Below are 15612 nucleotides of genomic sequence, written 5' to 3' on the forward strand. Positions count from 1 at the left end.
GTTCTCGGAGGGGGCAAGCGGAAGGCAACTTACTTGACCGTGGCCAGCGCCTTTTCCAGTTCTTCGGCAGGCACGGCACCCGGCAGACGGCGGCCGTCGGACAGGATGATCGTCGGCGTGCCAGTGATATTGAGTTGATGACCCAGCGCGAAGTTGTCCTTGACGGGCTTGTCGTCGCACTTGGCCGTCGGGGTCGGCGGAGCCTTCTTGTCGAGCATCCAGTCGTGCCACGCCTTGAGCTGATCGGGCGCGCACCAGATGGCCTTCGACTTGGCATCCGAATCCGGGCCGAGCACCGGATACAGGAAGGTGTAGACGGTGATGTTGTCGATCTTCGAGCCCTTGAGCGTTTCTTCGAAGCGCTTGCAGTACGGGCAGTTCGGATCGGAGAAGACGACGATCTTGCGGCTACCGTTGCCCTTCACGTACTTGAACGCGCGATCGAACGGCAGCTTGGCGAAGTCGACCTTGTTGAGCTCCGATTGACGCGCTTCGGTCAGGTTCTGACGCGTTTTCGTGTCGACCAGATTGCCGCCGAGAATCACGTACTGTGCCTTCTCATCCGCATAGAGGATCTCGCCGCCGACCGACACTTCGAAGAGGCCGGGGATCGGTGTACGCGCCACCGCTTTGACCGGCGCATCGGCGCCGAGCGTCTTCTGCACGGCGGCCTTCACGCGGTCGAGGTTTGCGTCGGGCTTGTTTTGCGCGACGGCAGACGTCGTGAAGGTGGCTGCGCAGACTGCGGCGAGAACCAATCCGGCGGACGCCGCGGCGCGATAACGTTGCAACATCGAATATCTCCAGAAATATGACGATCGAGAGGCGCGACCGGCTTGCCTCGCATGTAGCAGGGGTTGCCGGCGCTTGCGCCGAAGGGGTCAGCCCAGGGCGCGGCCAATCAGGAATTTCTTGACGAAAGGCAGCATGTTCACGCCGTCGAGGCCCGCGTTGCGAACGAACTTCGCGAGCGGGCTGCTCGTTGAGAACAGCTTATGCAAGCCATCCGTCGTGAACGCCATGCTGCCGATGTCTTCCTTGCGAGCGCGCTCATAACGACGCAGCACCGCAGCGTCGCCACAGTCGCGGAACGATTCGCGCCCGGCGAGCGCATCACCGAGCGACGCCACGTCGCGCAATCCGAGGTTCATGCCCTGTCCTGCGAGCGGATGCACCACGTGCGCCGCGTCGCCGATCAGCGCCACACGCTGCGTGATCAGACGCTTGGCTTGCGCGAGTACGAGCGGGAAACCCTGAGCGCGCGCTGAGACAGGTGTCAGTTGACCAAGTTCACTGTTCGAGAACGTTCCGACGCGTTGTGCGAGTTCTTTGGGATCAAGCGCAAGCAGATGCTTCGCGTGATCGTCGGCGGCGGACCAGACCAGCGAGACGTGCTGATCGGGCAGCGGCAGCAACGCGACGATCTCGCCATCATGGAACCACTGGAAGGCGGTATCGCGGTGCGGACGTTCCGCGCGGAAGTTGCACACGACGCCCAGTTGCTCGTAGGGACGCACCGAGCCGTCGAGGCCTGCCGTGCTGCGCACCCACGAGTGCGCGCCATCGGCACCGACCACAAGCGAGGTCCGCAACGTCTTGCCGTCCGACAGACGTACCGATGCAGCGGCAGCGTCGACTTCGAGCGCTTCGGCGCGCGCATCCAGCCATTGCACTTGCGGGGAGAAACGCAGCGCGGCATCCAGCGCGCGTTCCAGATTCGACGACTCGGCAATCCAGGCGAGTTGCGGCACGGCGGCCTGATAGGCGGAGAAGTGCAGACTGCCGCGCTCGTCGCCGAACACTTCCATGTCATAGACGGGATTGACGCGTGCCGGATCGACGGCCTGCCACACGCGCATGCGCTCGAAGAGCGCTTGCGAACTGGACGACAGGGAGTAGATGCGGGCATCCCACATATCACCGCCCGTCGGGACGGGGGCTGCGGGTTGCGCGAGCAGCGCGACGGACAGGCGCGCCTGCGAAAGGAGCAAGGCGGCGGCCTTTCCGACCAGACCGCCACCGACGACGACGACATCGTGCGTCTGGCTGGAGGGATGCGTTTGAGACATGCGGCAAATGCAGCGCCAGCGCCTGAATCGCGCAAGACGGCTGGTTCCGAAATCGAGATGGCGTATTGTCGCACGCCCGCCGCACGAGCGACGTCCTGCCTCGCCCACACCACCGGGACACAACGTCGCACTGTGTTGACGGGCGCTATACTTCGGCGCATAGCGGTAACGAGATTAAACAGGGAGCTCCCGATGCGCCTCGACAACGAACAAGAAAGCCAGAACGTCGAAGACCGCCGAGGTGGCGGATTCGGCGGACGTACCACCATCGGCATCGGCACGATCGTTGTCGCGCTCGCCGCCTCCTACTTCTTCGGGATCGACCCGCGCGTCATCATTCAAGGCTCGCAGATGATTCAGGGGCAGACCCAGTCTGCTCCCCAGTCCGCGCCCACGCAGGCGCAGATCAACGACCCGAAAGCCGTCTTTACCCGCAAGGTGCTCGGCAACATCGAGCGCACCTGGACGACGGTCTTCCCGCAGCAGATCAACCGTCAGTACGTGCCGCCGAAGCTGGTGCTGTTCTCGGGCGCGACGCCCACGGCGTGCGGCACCGGCCAGACCGCGATGGGCCCGTTCTACTGCCCGGGCGACAGCAAGGTGTACATCGACTTGCAGTTCTACGACGAGCTGCGGCAACGTTTCGGCGCCGGCGGCGATTTCGCACAGGCGTACGTCATCGCGCACGAAGTCGGCCACCACGTCCAGAATCTGCTCGGCATCTCCCAGAAGTTCGACGAGACGCGCCGCCGTGTCAGCGAGGCGCAGGCGAATGCGCTGTCGGTGCGGCTGGAGTTGCAGGCGGACTGCTTCGCGGGCGTCTGGGCGAACAATGCGGCCAAGGCGAACGACCAGTTGCTTGAGCCGGGCGACGTTGAGCAAGGCCTGAAAGCGGCAGCCGCCATTGGTGACGACCGTCTGCAACAGCAGTCGCAGGGGCGCGTGGTGCCGGAGTCGTTCACCCACGGCACGAGCGCTCAGCGGGTGTACTGGCTGCGTCAGGGGCTGCAAACGGGCGACATGCGCAAGTGCGACACGTTTTCGGCCAAGCAACTGAGCTGAACCGGGCCGGGTGGCGCGACGTCGACGGCAGGTGCGAAGGCTTGTGCGGCGGCAAGCGTCCTGTTCAGGCGCTTTTGGCGGCAGAACGGGTACAATAGCGGACTTTCCGCGACGCAATCACTGGCCGGCTCCCCGGTATTCACGGTGCATTCGACGGCGCGCACTTACCAAGCCAGACAGGATTTAGCATGAGCCTCAAATGCGGCATCGTCGGTTTGCCCAACGTCGGCAAGTCGACCCTTTTCAACGCGCTGACCAAAGCGGGCATTGCTGCCGAAAACTACCCGTTCTGCACCATCGAGCCGAACGTCGGCGTGGTGGAAGTGCCGGACCCGCGTCTGGGCAAGCTCGCCGAGATCGTGAAGCCCGAGCGGATCATGCCGGCGACGGTCGAATTCGTGGACATCGCCGGTCTGGTGGCTGGCGCCTCGAAGGGTGAAGGTCTGGGCAACCAGTTCCTCGCCAACATCCGCGAAACGGACGCCATCACGCACGTCGTGCGCTGCTTCGAAGACGAAAACGTCATCCACGTTGCAGGCAAGGTGAATCCGATTTCGGACATCGAAGTCATCAACACCGAATTGGCGCTGGCCGACCTGGGCACCGTCGAGAAGGCGCTGCAACGCTATACGAAGGCGGCCAAGTCGGGCAACGACAAGGAAGCGGCGAAGCTGGTGGCAGTGCTGGAGAAGGTGGTACCGGTGCTGAACGAAGCACGTCCGGTGCGCTCGCTCAAGCTCTCCGAAGACGAGCTGGCGCTCATCAAGCCGTTCTGTCTGATCACGGCCAAGCCGACGATGTACGTCGCCAACGTGAAGGACGACGGGTTCGAGAACAACCCGCACCTGGAAGCCGTGCGCAAGTACGCCGAAGCCGAGAACGCGCCGGTCGTGGCAGTGTGCGCCGCCATCGAAGCGGAAATCGGGGATATGGACGATGCCGACAAAGCCGAGTTTCTGGCCGACATGGGCATGGACGAGCCGGGCCTTGACCGCGTCATCCGCGCGGGCTTCAAGCTGCTGGGCTTGCAAACGTACTTCACGGCAGGCGTGAAGGAAGTGCGCGCCTGGACGATTCACGTGGGCGACACCGCACCGCAAGCGGCGGGCGTGATCCACACCGACTTCGAGCGCGGCTTCATTCGCGCACAGACCATCGCGTTCGACGACTACATCCAGTACAAGGGCGAACAAGGTGCGAAGGAAGCGGGCAAGATGCGCGCCGAAGGCAAGGAATACGTCGTGCACGACGGCGACGTGATGAACTTCCTGTTTAACGTTTGACGCCAGCGTCTGCGAAAACGACAAACACCCCAGCCGATGTGCTGGGGTGTTTTGTTTTGGGCGTTGAAATCGGTGGGTGCTAGCGCGTCAAAAGCCGCGTTTCAAGAACGGCTTGCATATCGCGTCTGCCATCGGCGATGAGGTACACAATGACCTGCTTCCCAAGGACGCGGTAGATAACGCGATATGGCTTGAACGCCACCTGTCGGTACTCACGGATGCCCAACGAACTGAGTTCTCTCGGGTAGTTGCCGCGCTCAGGCCATCTCTCCAGGCCAGCCACAGCGTCCATCAGTTGATCCAGAACGTAGTCAGCGTTTTGCGGACAATCGAATTCTGCGATGTAGTCGTAAATCCCTTCAAGGTCGCTTTCGGCACCGTCGGTCAACAACACTTCGTACTTGACCACGATGTTCGTCACTCCCCGGCCTTTCGCTTCTTGCGAAGACGAGCGACGACGTCCGCGACCGGTTTGACTTTGCCTGCCGCCACATCCTGATTGCCGAGCGCCAGCAATTTCAGCAAGGCCAAAGCCTCCTGCGTTTCCTCGTATGAAGCCACGTCTTGCAACACAGCCTTGGCCTCGCCGTTTTGCGTGATCACTAGCGGGGTGCGTTGCTCCGCGAGCGTCGCCAACACCTCCGCAGCATTGGCTTTCAAGTAGCTGATCGGCTTCACCTGTGTGGAGTAGCGCATTTCCATATGTCCATTTCCCAGATAGGACCAAATATAGTCCTTTTATGGTCCCACCTCAATGCCGGGACACATTGGCAGGAAGAAGTATGGAACGACGGGATCCGATGATCCGAGTCGGGGTCGCTCTTCAATTTCGCGGCTATCCGCAGCCCCTTGAATCCATAGCCGTTTCAGCCCGAAGCGGCGGCGCGGAATCGGAGAACTATCGGAAGTCGCTTGCCTCGGATGACTTACGTGGAAAATCCGCGTTGCTCATCTCCTCAAACGCCCCCTCCTCCGACACACCGTTACCGGTCGTACGAAAGCCGTGGCGTTCGTAGAACGTCTTCGCTCTCGTGTTTCGGGTCAGGCATTTGAGGGAGTAGCGACGGGTTGGCCAACCGGGAAGCGCTTGCAACAGACACGTGCCAACGCCGTGACCTTGCGACGACGGTTCGACGTAGAGCATGTGGATGAAGTCGTCGGCTGGCCAGACGGAGATGAAGCCGAGGATTTTGCCGTCGGGCGACCTGGCCGTCAGAACGTCCTCGCCAGCGGCGTGCGATGCGAAATCGTCCTCCCGATATAGCGATGGATCGACCCACGTCATCGTTGCCAAACGCACTTCGTAGTAGATGCGGGCAAGCGCCGGGAAATCGGCTGCCGTTGCGGGCGCAATGACGATCTGGCGAACCGTCATCCATCCCACCCTTCGCGGATGATGCGCGCGATCTGTTCACCCGTCGCGCGGTTGTGGGCCTGCACCAGCGCGACGGCACCGGCATCGTCGCCAGCCTCGCACAGACGCAGCAACTCGCGGTGCTCATCGTGCGAGCGTGTCGCATTGGCCTGCTTCTGCCACGTCAGGAACAGATAGCGGCCGAGATTGAGTCGCGCCGTCGCCACCGCCCGTTGAAAGTATGGACGCTCGGCTTTCGCGTACAGCATGCCGTGGAAGGCCGCGTTACGCGTGACGATGTCGGTCAGATCGGTGGCTGCCTCCAGCGCGTCCAGCGCCGCCCGTGCCCGCGCCAGATCCGCGCGCGACAGATTCGGCATCGCCAGCGCCATCAGGCGCCCCTCCAGCAACGCACGAAAATCGGCCAGCTCAAGCGCGTCGTCTTCCGTGAGTGCAGTCACAACCGTGCCGCGATTCGTCCGGCTCGTGGCCAGCCCGTCCGACGCGAGCATCGTCAGCGCTTCGCGCACCGGCACGTGACTCACCCCGAGCGCCGCCGCGAGATGGTCCTGACGCAACGCCTCGCCAGGCTTCAACTCCCCGCGTCCGATCTGCTCCCGCAACGCCTCATATGTCCGCTCGACCGCCGTTCCCGTGCCCCCTTCCTGGCGCATTGACTGACTCCTTTCGTTAACTATATATAATCACATTTAATTATATATTATTTAATAACAGGTGACGTCCATGACTTCTGCCACGCCCTCCTCTCCATCCGACCAGCCGGACCGGCCCGCCCCCGCACCAGCCGTCGCCAGCGCATCGGATGCATTTCACCCCGGCCGCCTCTGGCGACATGGATTGCTGGCGTCGATCAGTGCTTTCGCCGGCTTCGCGCTGTACGCGGCCGGTTTGCGTGGCGACACGCTCGCCGTGGCCGTGGTCGTTCTGTTCTGCCTGAGCTACTGGGCGACAGGCTGGTTGCCGGACTTCCTCGTCTCGCTTCTGTTGATGTTCCTGCTGGCCACGTGCACCTCGCTCGGCGCGACTGTCGTCTTCTCGGGCTTCACATCGAGCGCGTTCTGGCTGGTCTTCAGCGGTGCGGTCATCGGCATGGCGCTGAGCGTCACGGGGCTTGGCGAACGGGTCGCCTCCCGGCTCGCCGATCACTGCGGTCACGCGTACGGCCTCGCGCTCGCAGGGTTCGTGGGCATCGCGTTCGCGCTCGGCATCGTCATGCCCTCGACGCTGGGGCGCATCGCCATTCTTACGCCCATCGCGCTGAGCTTTTGCGACCGTGTGGGTCTCGTGCAAAGCCGCCCGGGACGCACCGGTCTGATGCTCGCCGCCGCGCTCGCCAGCTGCGAGTTGTCGACGGCGATCCTGCCGGCCAACCTGCCCAACCTCGTCATGGCAGGCACGGCCGAAACCGTGCTCGGACTGCGTCTCGGTTACGGCGAGTACGCCGTGGCGCTGGTGCCTACGCTGGCCATCGTGCGAGGCGTTGTGCTCGTGATCGTCGCGAAACATCTCTTCCCGGACCGTCTGACGATGCTCGGCAGCGAACGCCCGGGCGCGTCAACAGTGGCGAACACCTCGATGCGCCCCGACGAAAAGCGCCTGCTCGGCGCACTCACGTTGATGCTCGCGCTGTGGCTCACCGAGCCGTGGCATCACATCGCGGCGGGCTGGGTGGGTCTCGGCGTGGCGTTGCTGTGCCTCGGACCGCTGCGGCTGGTGAATCCGGACGCCTTCCTGAAACAGGTCAAACTCGCCCCGCTGTGGTTCGTCGCGGCGATCATCGGGCTCACGGCCGCCGTCGACCATGCCGGGCTGGCCAGCGCTTTACGCCCCGCGTTGGCGCGACTCGATCTGGCGCAGATGTCGACGATGCCAGCCTTTCTGATGCTGGTTGCGCTGTCGATTGCGCTGACGTTTCTCGTCACTTCAAACGCAGCACCGGCGCTCTACACCCCTCTCGTCCCGGCGCTCGCGCTGGGTGCCCCGTTAAGCGTGAAGGCCGTGTTGCTCGCACAGACCGTCGGCATCTCAACCATTGCCCTGCCGTATCAAGCGCCGCCCCTTGTGCTGGCGATGGCGCTGGCGGGCATCGGCATTCGAGATGCCACGCGCTATTGTCTGGCGACGGCCGCCGTCGCGCTGCTCACCGTTGTGCCGCTCACCTCACTGTGGTGGCAGATCGTCGGGTTGCTGCATCTCTCGGCGTCCTGATGCGCTGAAGGTATTCGGTGCGCCGAACGTTCCGAAGTTTTATTTCAAACGCTGGTTTGCGACATCCCCGCCGAGATACCATCGGACGTACGCTGAATAAGGTGGCCGTTGTGGCTATTGCGGTTAGTGCGCATTGATCCTTTCGGAGAACGGCTCGTCTAATATGGAACCGTTCCCGTGAGCGCACCGAAATCGTTTGAAAATACCTTGAAGTTCAAAACAATGTGCGCGTCACGCCACCGAACGACATCGCCGTCATAGAGAAATCACCAGTACAAGCGCAATAGAGCAACGCCGTTTCATGCAGCCAGGGGGAGGACCTTGCATGACATCGAAGCCGTCCGCCGTCGCTAACGTCACACCCCGCGCGCCACGCACGCGCCGCCACTGGTCGGAAGACCCCGCGCGCATTCGTCTGTACAGCGTGGCGGCCATCGTGCTCGCGCTCGCCGTGCTCGGCATCTGGGGATACCGCTATGCATGGAGCGCGACCCCGACCATCAGTCCCATCGGGCTCGACTTTCTGCCGTTCTGGGGCGCGTCGCACTTCGTGCTGCAAGGGCATCCGCTCGATGCCTACAACGTCGATCTGATGACGCAGGTGCAGATTGCCGAGCAACCGTGGGCGGACAAAATCGGCGGCGTACTCCCGTGGCTCTATCCGCCAGTGATGATGGTGTTCCTCGCGCCGATTGCGCTGCTACCGTTCACCTACGCTTACACGTTGTACGCCTGCGTCGGCCTCGGGTTCTACTACGCCGCGTTGCGACGCACCGCGCCGTGGCCGGGCGCGCGCTTCCCGATTCTCGGCTTCCCCGGCGTGCTGCTGGTGATCATCGCCGGACAGATCGCGCTCTACACCACCGCACTCGCGGGCTTCTCCCTGGTCATGCTGCGCAAGCGCCCGGTGTGGGCCGGTGTGTTTGCAGGCCTGCTCTTCGTCAAACCGCACGTCGCTCTGCTCTTCCCGCTGGCGTTTCTCTGCGCCCGCGAGTGGCGCGCGCTCGGCGCATGCATTGCGACGGTGATCGGCACGACGGTGCTCGCCGCCGCAGTCTTCGGCATCGACGTCTACGCGACGTTCCTGCACGCTTCGGAGTTCGCGCGGCAGAGCATCGTCAACGGGACTGCGCAGATTGCGCGCGTGCCGACGTTCTTCATCACGGCGCGGATGCTCGGCGCATCCGTCGAAGTGGCGGCCATCGTTCACGGCGTGATCGCGCTGTGCGCTGTCGCGGTGCTGATCGACTTCTGGCGTCGTCGAGGGGTCTTTGCCCTGCGCGCGGCGACGCTCATGTGCGCAACGACGCTCGTCAGCCCTTACCTTTATGACTACGACCTCACGCTGCTCGCGCTCGTCATCGCGTGGTACGTTCGCGATGGCATCGCGCGCGGTTGGCTGCGCGGCGAGCGCGAGTGGCTCGTGCTTTTGTGGATCACGCCCGCGCTCGGCCTGCTCGGCTCGTTGCAGATCGGCTTCCAGTTCCTGCCGTTCATCACCCTCGGCACACTCGCGATGCTGTGGCGACGCCGCCGTCGCCTCGCCCACCTGCCCGACGTCCATCACGTCGATGACGCAAAGGCGTCCGGAGACGACCGCCCCGCCACTGCCCGCGCCCCCCGCCCGGACACCACGCCAGCGTTCACGAGGTAATCGCCATGCCCCGCGCCGCCGCTACCCGTACCGACATCTCCCACTCGCCGACTGCGCATCGCGGGCCATCAGGTGCGTCAGGCACATCAGGCACGCCACTCATCTCGCTCGTCGTGCCGTGCCACAACGAAGCACCGGCGCTCGACAAGTTCTACCGGGCCGTTTCCGCCGTTCTCGACAGCGTGCCCAACGCGCGCTTCGAAATCGTGTGTGTGAACGACGGCAGCACCGACGACACACTCAGTTGCCTGCTTGCCTTGCGACGCGCCGATGCACGCATCCGCATCATCGACTTCACGCGTAATTTCGGGAAGGAGGCGGCCCTGAGTGCGGGCATCGACGAAGCACAAGGCGATGCCGTCATCCCCATCGACGCCGACCTTCAGGACCCGCCAGCCCTCATCCCGGTGATGATCGAACGCTGGCGCGACGGCGCGGAGGTCGTGCTCGCCAAACGCACCAATCGGGCGAGCGACACCATCGCCAAACGCGTGGCGGCGGGGCTGTATTACCGCGTTCATAACCGGTTATCGGAAGTGAAGTTGCCAGAAAACGTGGGCGATTTCCGGCTGATGGACCGGCGCGTCGTGACCGCCATCAAACGGTTGCCCGAGCGCCGCCGCTTCATGAAAGGGCTGTTCGCGTGGGTCGGTTTTCACACGGAAATCGTGGAGTACGTACGCGATCCTCGCGCCGCCGGGGAATCGAAGTTCTCCGGGTGGCGGCTGTGGAACTTCGCGCTCGAAGGCATTACCAGCTTCAGCACGGTGCCGTTGCGATGCTGGACGTACATCGGCGTTTCGCTGGCATTGATGTCGCTCGCGTACGGCGGCTACATCGTGATCCGCACGTTATTGCACGGCGTCGACGTGCCCGGCTACGCGTCGCTGCTCGTCGGCATCTTGTTTCTCGGCGGCATTCAGCTGGTCGGCATCGGCGTGATCGGCGAATACGTGGGACGCATCTATTACGAATCGAAGGGACGGCCGCTCTATCTCGTACGGCGACGCTATCAATCCAGCGTCAAGGTCAGCCACTTGCCTGCGCGCACAGGCGTGCGTCATGTTGCGGGCAAAGGCTCCGGCAAAGTCACGCCCCTCGATATGTCCAGTAACGGTGAAGCAGGAAAGTCGACGGCGGCACAATCAACACCACGGCCGCGATTCCGATCCAGTGGTTCCCGCCAAGGTGCTCGACCGTTCGTGCGACGCATGTCGTGAGCAGCAGGCCGAAGATCGAGACCGGCAGAAATCGCGCGAGACTCGTGCGATGCACGCGTGCCGAAAAGCTCCATAGCGTATTGAGCAGGTAGGAGCACGGCGTCGCCACGCAGAACGCCACGGCGTTCGCGGGCACCGAACCTACACCGAACGCTTCGATAAGCGTGATCGCCACGATCACGTGCACCGCCGTCGAAATCACCCCCGAGACCCCGAAACGCATCAGCGGCACGAGCAGCGTGCGCATGAAGGGCGACGCACGCCAGCGTTGGGCGCGCGTCGTAGGTGCACGTCTGTCGGAAGATGTCTGACGTAAATCCGGCATCGGGACTGACTCACTGAGAAAGACGACGAAAGCGGTTCGCCTGACGATACCGGCGCACGCACATCGGGTTACCAATAGTTTGCACTGCAACATCGGCGCATGCGCCCGTCAGGGTTGGACGATTAAGAATTTATGCCATTTCCTCTGAATTTGGGTTGCGTGCCTGAATGAGACGTCTAGGATTGCGAGGTATTACGCAGACGATGTCTCAACAACAAGAAGCCGTCCCATAACAGGAGGAAGACAATGCAACGCCCCAATGCCATTCACGCCGCCGGTGCGCTGGCCTTTGCCGTCACGACGTGGAGCGCGTCCCTGCATGCTGCCGAGGCTACGGCAGCATCCGCCTCACCTTCCTCGCAAACGCTGACCGTTGCCGGACTGTCGCAACCCGCCGACATTCTGATCGATCGCAACGGCGTTCCGCACATCTTCGCCGCCAATGAGCGCGACGGCTTCTTCGTGCAAGGTTTCAATGCTGCACGCGATCGTCTGTTTCAGATCGACCTCTGGCGACGCCGTGGACTCGGCCAACTCTCCGAAGTGTTCGGCCGCGCCTACGTGGCGCAGGACGACGCGGCGAGACGTTTCGTCTACCGGGGCGATATGGCGACGGAGTGGCGTCGCTACGGCCCCGACGCGCAACCAGCGGCGCAAGCGTTCGCCGCCGGGGTGAACGCCTACATCGACTGGCTCGCGCGGAACCCCGATCAGATGCCGTACGAATTCCGCAAAGTCGGCTACTGGCCAGCCAAATGGTCGGCCGAGGACATTGTGCGCATTCGCAGCCACGGCCTCACGCGCAACCTCAAGAGCGAAGTGGCGCGCGCCAAGGTCGTGTGCCGCGCATCGCTCGATGCGGACAGCGTGCGCGTCGGCCTTCAACCCGCGTGGAAGACGCAGGTGCCTGACGGCCTCGATCCCTGCCTGCCGGACGACCTGCTCAAGGTCTTCGATCTCGCCACGCAAGGCGTGAAGATCACGAAGGAGTCGCTGCAACACGCCAACGCCGACATCGTCCAGCTCGCCGAGAACGGTCCTTACGACGTCTCCACCGAATCGGCGGAGGGCAGCAACAACTGGGTCGTCTCGCCGCAGAAGTCGGCCACGGGGCGCGCCATCATGGCCAACGATCCGCACCGCGCTTATGCCGCGCCGAGTCTGCGCTACATCGTGCAGGTCAGCACGCCCACACTGAACCTGATCGGCGCGGGCGAGCCCGCAATTCCCGGCGTCGCCATCGGTCACAACGGCACCATCGCCTTCGGTCTCACGATCTTCAACATCGATCAGGAAGATCTCTATGTCTACGAACTCAATCCGGCCAACCCCGACCAGTATCGTTACCGCGGCAAGTGGGTGCCGATGCGCACCGTGCACGAGGCGATCGACGTTCGCGACGGCGCGCCGGTTCAGACCGACCTCAAGTTCACGAAGCACGGCCCGGTGATTTATGTAGATGCCGCGAAGCACCGCGCTTATGCCGTGCGCACGGCGTGGCTGGAACCGGGCATGTCGCCGTACTTCGACGCCATGCGCTATATGCGCGCGAAAACCTACGCCCAGTTCCAGACGGCGCTCGACACATGGGGCGCGCCGACCGTCAATCAGGTTTATGCAGACGCCTCGGGCAATATCGGATGGGTGCCGAGCGGCATGGCGCCGATTCGCCCGAACTGGGATGGCCTCATGCCCGTGCCCGGTGACGGACGCTATGAGTGGGCAGGCTTCTGGCGTCGCGATCAGTTGCCGTCCGCGTACAACCCTGCAAGTGGCTACTTCACAACGTCCAACGAAATGAACATGCCCGCAGGCTATCCCTACGCGCAGCGCAAGCTCGGCTTCGAGTGGACGAACGGCTCACGGCATGCGCGCATCGACGAAGTGCTGAAGGCGAAGGACAAGGTCTCGCTCGAAGACTCTGAGCGGTTGCAGAACGACATCGTGTCGATTCCGGCGCGGCGTCTGATGGCATTGCTCGCACCGCTATTGAGCAACGACCCGCGCACGTCCTCGGCGCTCAAGCTCCTGAAGGGATGGGACGCGCACATGGGTGCGGACTCGGCACAGGCCGCGCTCGAAGAGGTCTGGTTCAGTCGTCATCTGGGTCGCGCCTATAAGAACGCGGTGCTGCCCAAGGCCGCCGCCGACACCTTCGGCGCGCCCGACCCGGCATCAATGCTCGACGCGCTCGAACAACCCGCCGCCCGCTTCGGCGAGAACGCTGCGGCCAAACGCGATGCTGTGCTGCTCGCAAGCCTTGGCGATGCGTGGGACGAGATGGTCAAACTGCAAGGGACCGACCCGGGCGCCTGGCAGTGGGGCAAGCTCCAGACGAACCTGAACGCTCACCCGCTGGCCGACGCCGTGGACGCCGAGATGCGCGCCAAGCTCAACGTCGGTCCGCTGCCGAAGGGGGGCAGTCCGTTCACACCGAATCAGTCGACGTATCGCGTGAGCGATTTCCGTCAGACGAACGGGCCGTCGTTCCGGATTGTGGTCGACGTGGGGAACTGGGACAACACGCGTGCGATGAACTTGCCGGGTGAATCGGGCAACCCTGACAGCCCGCACTATCGCGATCTGGCGCAGAAGTGGCTCGATGGCGAGTACTTCAAGCTGCCCTACTCACGCGAGGCGGTGGAAGCGGCGACTGAATCGCGTCTGCACCTCGTGCCGGAGACGGCTCGTTGACGACGTGAGCCAGCAGCATCGCCAGAAACAAAACAGCCGGTAGGTACGCCCCACCGGCTGTTTCGAGAACTGTCGTTACGGAGTTCCGCCGTTCGACTCAATGGCCGCCGGGCACAAACTCCGGCTTGTCGCGCTTCGCGCCGCGCGTGCTATCGACGGCGTTGGTCGGCACCAGCATGAACAGCAGCATCACGCCAATCGAGATCGCGAGGATCGACAGGAACGTCAGGTGCAGCGAGTGTTGCAGCACCGCGCGAATCGCCTGATCAGCCAGCGACGACACGCCGCGATCTTCCAGCACGTGACGCAGTTGGTCCGAAGTCACGGGTGCCAGCCCGCTCGAATGCGTGAGGCCGAAGTTGAGCACGGCGCCGAAGAGCGTCGCGCCGAGCGTGCTGCCGAGGTTACGCGAGAAGATGTTCGACGCCGTGGCGCTGCCACGCTCCGAGGGACCGACCAGTTCCTGAATCAGCACGAGCGCGCTCACGCTGCCCGTGCCCATCGAGAAGCCCATGATCAGCGAGCCGAAACCGGCGAGCATCGGCGAGCTGCTCGGTCCGAGCAACGCGAAGACAAGGCCGCCGACCGGCATGAGCAGGCTGCCGCCGACCAGCACACGACGCAGGCCAAAGCGCGTAAACGTCTTCGCCGCAATCGTCGAGCCGATCGGCCAGCCGACCATGATCATCGTGAGGGCCATACCGGCGACGACCGGCGTCTGACGCAACACGCCCTGCGCGTACATCGGCAAGAAGGTCGTCAGGCCCATCAGCACCATGCCCGACAGCAGCGTCGCCGCATTGGCCGCCGCAATCGGACGACGGCTCCACAATGCGAACGAGATCATCGGATCCTTCGCGCGACGCTCCTGCCAGACGAACAGCAGCGACGCCAGGACGCAGGCCAGCACACCGCCCCAGACGTGCGTGTCGCTGAAGGCATTGGCGTCCGTCAACGCGATCATCAGGCCCGCGACGGCAATCGTGAAGAACACAGCGCCCATGTAATCGATGCTCGGACGCTGACGCGGCGCCTCTTCGTGCAGATACGCGATGAAGCCCGCCGCGGCCAGCAAACCGATCGGAATGTTGAGCCAGAAGATCCACGACCACGACATATCGCGAATGATCAGACCGCCCAGCATTGGGCCGAGCACCGCCGAGATAGCCCACACGCTAGCCAGATAGCCCTGCACTTTGCCGCGCTCGCTGATCGGGTAGTAGTCGGCAATGATCACCAGACTGACCGGCTGAATACACGCCGCACCTACGCCTTGCAACAGGCGGAACGCGATCATCGCAGGCATCGACCAGGCGAAACCGCCGCCCAGCGAGGCGACGAGAAACACGGCGATGCCGACGAGAATGACCGGCTTGCGGCCGTAGATGTCGGCGAGTTTGCCGAACACCACGGTCATGGCCGTTTGCGCGAGAAGGAAGGCGGAGAAAACCCAGCTATAGAGATTCAGGCCACCGAGTTGGGCCACGATTTGCGGCATGGCCGTCGAGATGATCGTGGCTTCGATGGCAACCATAGAGGTCGCCGCCATGACAGATGCCACAATCAATGGCCGCACGGAATTGCGTGTCGCAGACATGTGTTTTTTGAAGTGGGGGATACGGCGTAACAACTTGCGAGAAAGGCGCGACACCCCTGTCGGGTGCAGCTGCCGCTGCCAGATGGCGGAAGACGGGGATCGAACGTGGCGGCGATGCCGCACGC

At 63.3% G+C, this 15612-nt stretch carries 14 protein-coding genes and 1 pseudogene; 7 read left to right on the top strand and 8 right to left on the bottom strand.

What is annotated here, in order from left to right:
• Positions 1 to 29: 29 nt before the first annotated feature.
• Complete coding sequence (locus PAN31117_RS24665; protein WP_150740514.1) at positions 30 to 794, bottom strand: DsbC family protein; 765 nt, start codon at positions 792 to 794, stop codon at positions 30 to 32.
• 87 nt (positions 795 to 881) lie between these two features.
• Positions 882 to 2069 (bottom strand): UbiH/UbiF family hydroxylase, encoded by a 1188-nt coding sequence (locus PAN31117_RS24670; protein WP_150740515.1) that lies wholly within the window; start codon positions 2067 to 2069, stop codon positions 882 to 884.
• Between the two features lie 192 nt (positions 2070 to 2261).
• Here PAN31117_RS24670 and ypfJ point away from each other — a divergent pair, with 192 nt between their 5' ends.
• Positions 2262 to 3131, top strand: a complete 870-nt coding sequence (gene ypfJ, locus PAN31117_RS24675; RefSeq protein ID WP_150740516.1) for a KPN_02809 family neutral zinc metallopeptidase — start codon at positions 2262 to 2264, stop codon at positions 3129 to 3131.
• 188 nt (positions 3132 to 3319) lie between these two features.
• Positions 3320 to 4414 carry a redox-regulated ATPase YchF gene (ychF, locus tag PAN31117_RS24680; protein WP_150578521.1) on the top strand — a complete coding sequence of 365 codons (1095 nt, stop codon included), beginning with the start codon at positions 3320 to 3322 and terminating at the stop codon, positions 4412 to 4414.
• A 79-nt stretch (positions 4415 to 4493) separates the two neighbouring features.
• On the opposite strand, the gene PAN31117_RS24685 is transcribed toward ychF, so the two are convergent.
• From PAN31117_RS24685 to PAN31117_RS24700, 4 genes are all read right to left on the bottom strand, one after another.
• Positions 4494 to 4823 carry a type II toxin-antitoxin system RelE/ParE family toxin gene (locus PAN31117_RS24685; protein WP_246189246.1) on the bottom strand — a complete coding sequence of 110 codons (330 nt, stop codon included), beginning with the start codon at positions 4821 to 4823 and terminating at the stop codon, positions 4494 to 4496.
• 8 nt (positions 4824 to 4831) lie between these two features.
• The gene (locus PAN31117_RS24690) at positions 4832 to 5110 is read right to left on the bottom strand and encodes a type II toxin-antitoxin system Phd/YefM family antitoxin (RefSeq protein ID WP_150666168.1); all 279 of its coding nucleotides are present in this window, start codon (positions 5108 to 5110) and stop codon (positions 4832 to 4834) included.
• A gap of 202 nt (positions 5111 to 5312) precedes the next feature.
• Positions 5313 to 5789 carry a GNAT family N-acetyltransferase gene (locus PAN31117_RS24695; protein ID WP_150740517.1) on the bottom strand — a complete coding sequence of 159 codons (477 nt, stop codon included), beginning with the start codon at positions 5787 to 5789 and terminating at the stop codon, positions 5313 to 5315.
• A complete protein-coding gene (locus PAN31117_RS24700; RefSeq protein WP_150740518.1) occupies positions 5786 to 6442 on the bottom strand; it encodes a GntR family transcriptional regulator in 657 nt (218 codons plus the stop codon). Before PAN31117_RS24700 ends, PAN31117_RS24695 begins: the two co-directional genes overlap by 4 nt.
• A 70-nt stretch (positions 6443 to 6512) precedes the next feature.
• On the opposite strand from PAN31117_RS24700, the gene PAN31117_RS24705 reads away from it, so the two are divergent.
• The 3 genes and pseudogenes from PAN31117_RS24705 to PAN31117_RS24715 all read left to right on the top strand — a co-directional run.
• Positions 6513 to 7997, top strand: coding sequence for an SLC13 family permease (locus PAN31117_RS24705; RefSeq protein ID WP_150740519.1), 1485 nt, complete (start codon positions 6513 to 6515; stop codon positions 7995 to 7997).
• Positions 7998 to 8322: 325 nt separating this feature from the next.
• Positions 8323 to 9651 carry a glycosyltransferase family 87 protein gene (locus tag PAN31117_RS24710; protein ID WP_150740520.1) on the top strand — a complete coding sequence of 443 codons (1329 nt, stop codon included), beginning with the start codon at positions 8323 to 8325 and terminating at the stop codon, positions 9649 to 9651.
• Between the two features lie 5 nt (positions 9652 to 9656).
• Positions 9657 to 10721, top strand: a pseudogene (locus PAN31117_RS24715) (glycosyltransferase family 2 protein); the annotation flags it as partial.
• Between the two features lie 19 nt (positions 10722 to 10740).
• On the opposite strand, the gene PAN31117_RS24720 reads toward PAN31117_RS24715, so the two are convergent.
• Positions 10741 to 11094, bottom strand: coding sequence for a GtrA family protein (locus PAN31117_RS24720; RefSeq protein WP_246189255.1), 354 nt, complete (start codon positions 11092 to 11094; stop codon positions 10741 to 10743).
• Between PAN31117_RS24720 and PAN31117_RS27595 the strand changes: the two genes are divergently transcribed.
• A complete protein-coding gene (locus PAN31117_RS27595) occupies positions 11036 to 11182 on the top strand; it encodes a hypothetical protein (protein ID WP_246189257.1) in 147 nt (48 codons plus the stop codon). The two genes, PAN31117_RS24720 and PAN31117_RS27595, sit on opposite strands and share 59 nt — an antisense overlap.
• 260 nt (positions 11183 to 11442) lie before the next feature.
• Complete coding sequence (locus tag PAN31117_RS24725; protein ID WP_150740521.1) at positions 11443 to 13890, top strand: penicillin acylase family protein; 2448 nt, start codon at positions 11443 to 11445, stop codon at positions 13888 to 13890.
• Between the two features lie 97 nt (positions 13891 to 13987).
• Here PAN31117_RS24725 and PAN31117_RS24730 read toward each other — a convergent pair whose 3' ends face one another.
• A complete protein-coding gene (locus PAN31117_RS24730) occupies positions 13988 to 15487 on the bottom strand; it encodes an MDR family MFS transporter (protein WP_150740522.1) in 1500 nt (499 codons plus the stop codon).
• Positions 15488 to 15612 lie beyond the last annotated feature (125 nt).

The sequence above is a fragment of the Pandoraea anapnoica genome (genome assembly GCF_902459765.1).
Classification (GTDB): domain Bacteria; phylum Pseudomonadota; class Gammaproteobacteria; order Burkholderiales; family Burkholderiaceae; genus Pandoraea; species Pandoraea anapnoica.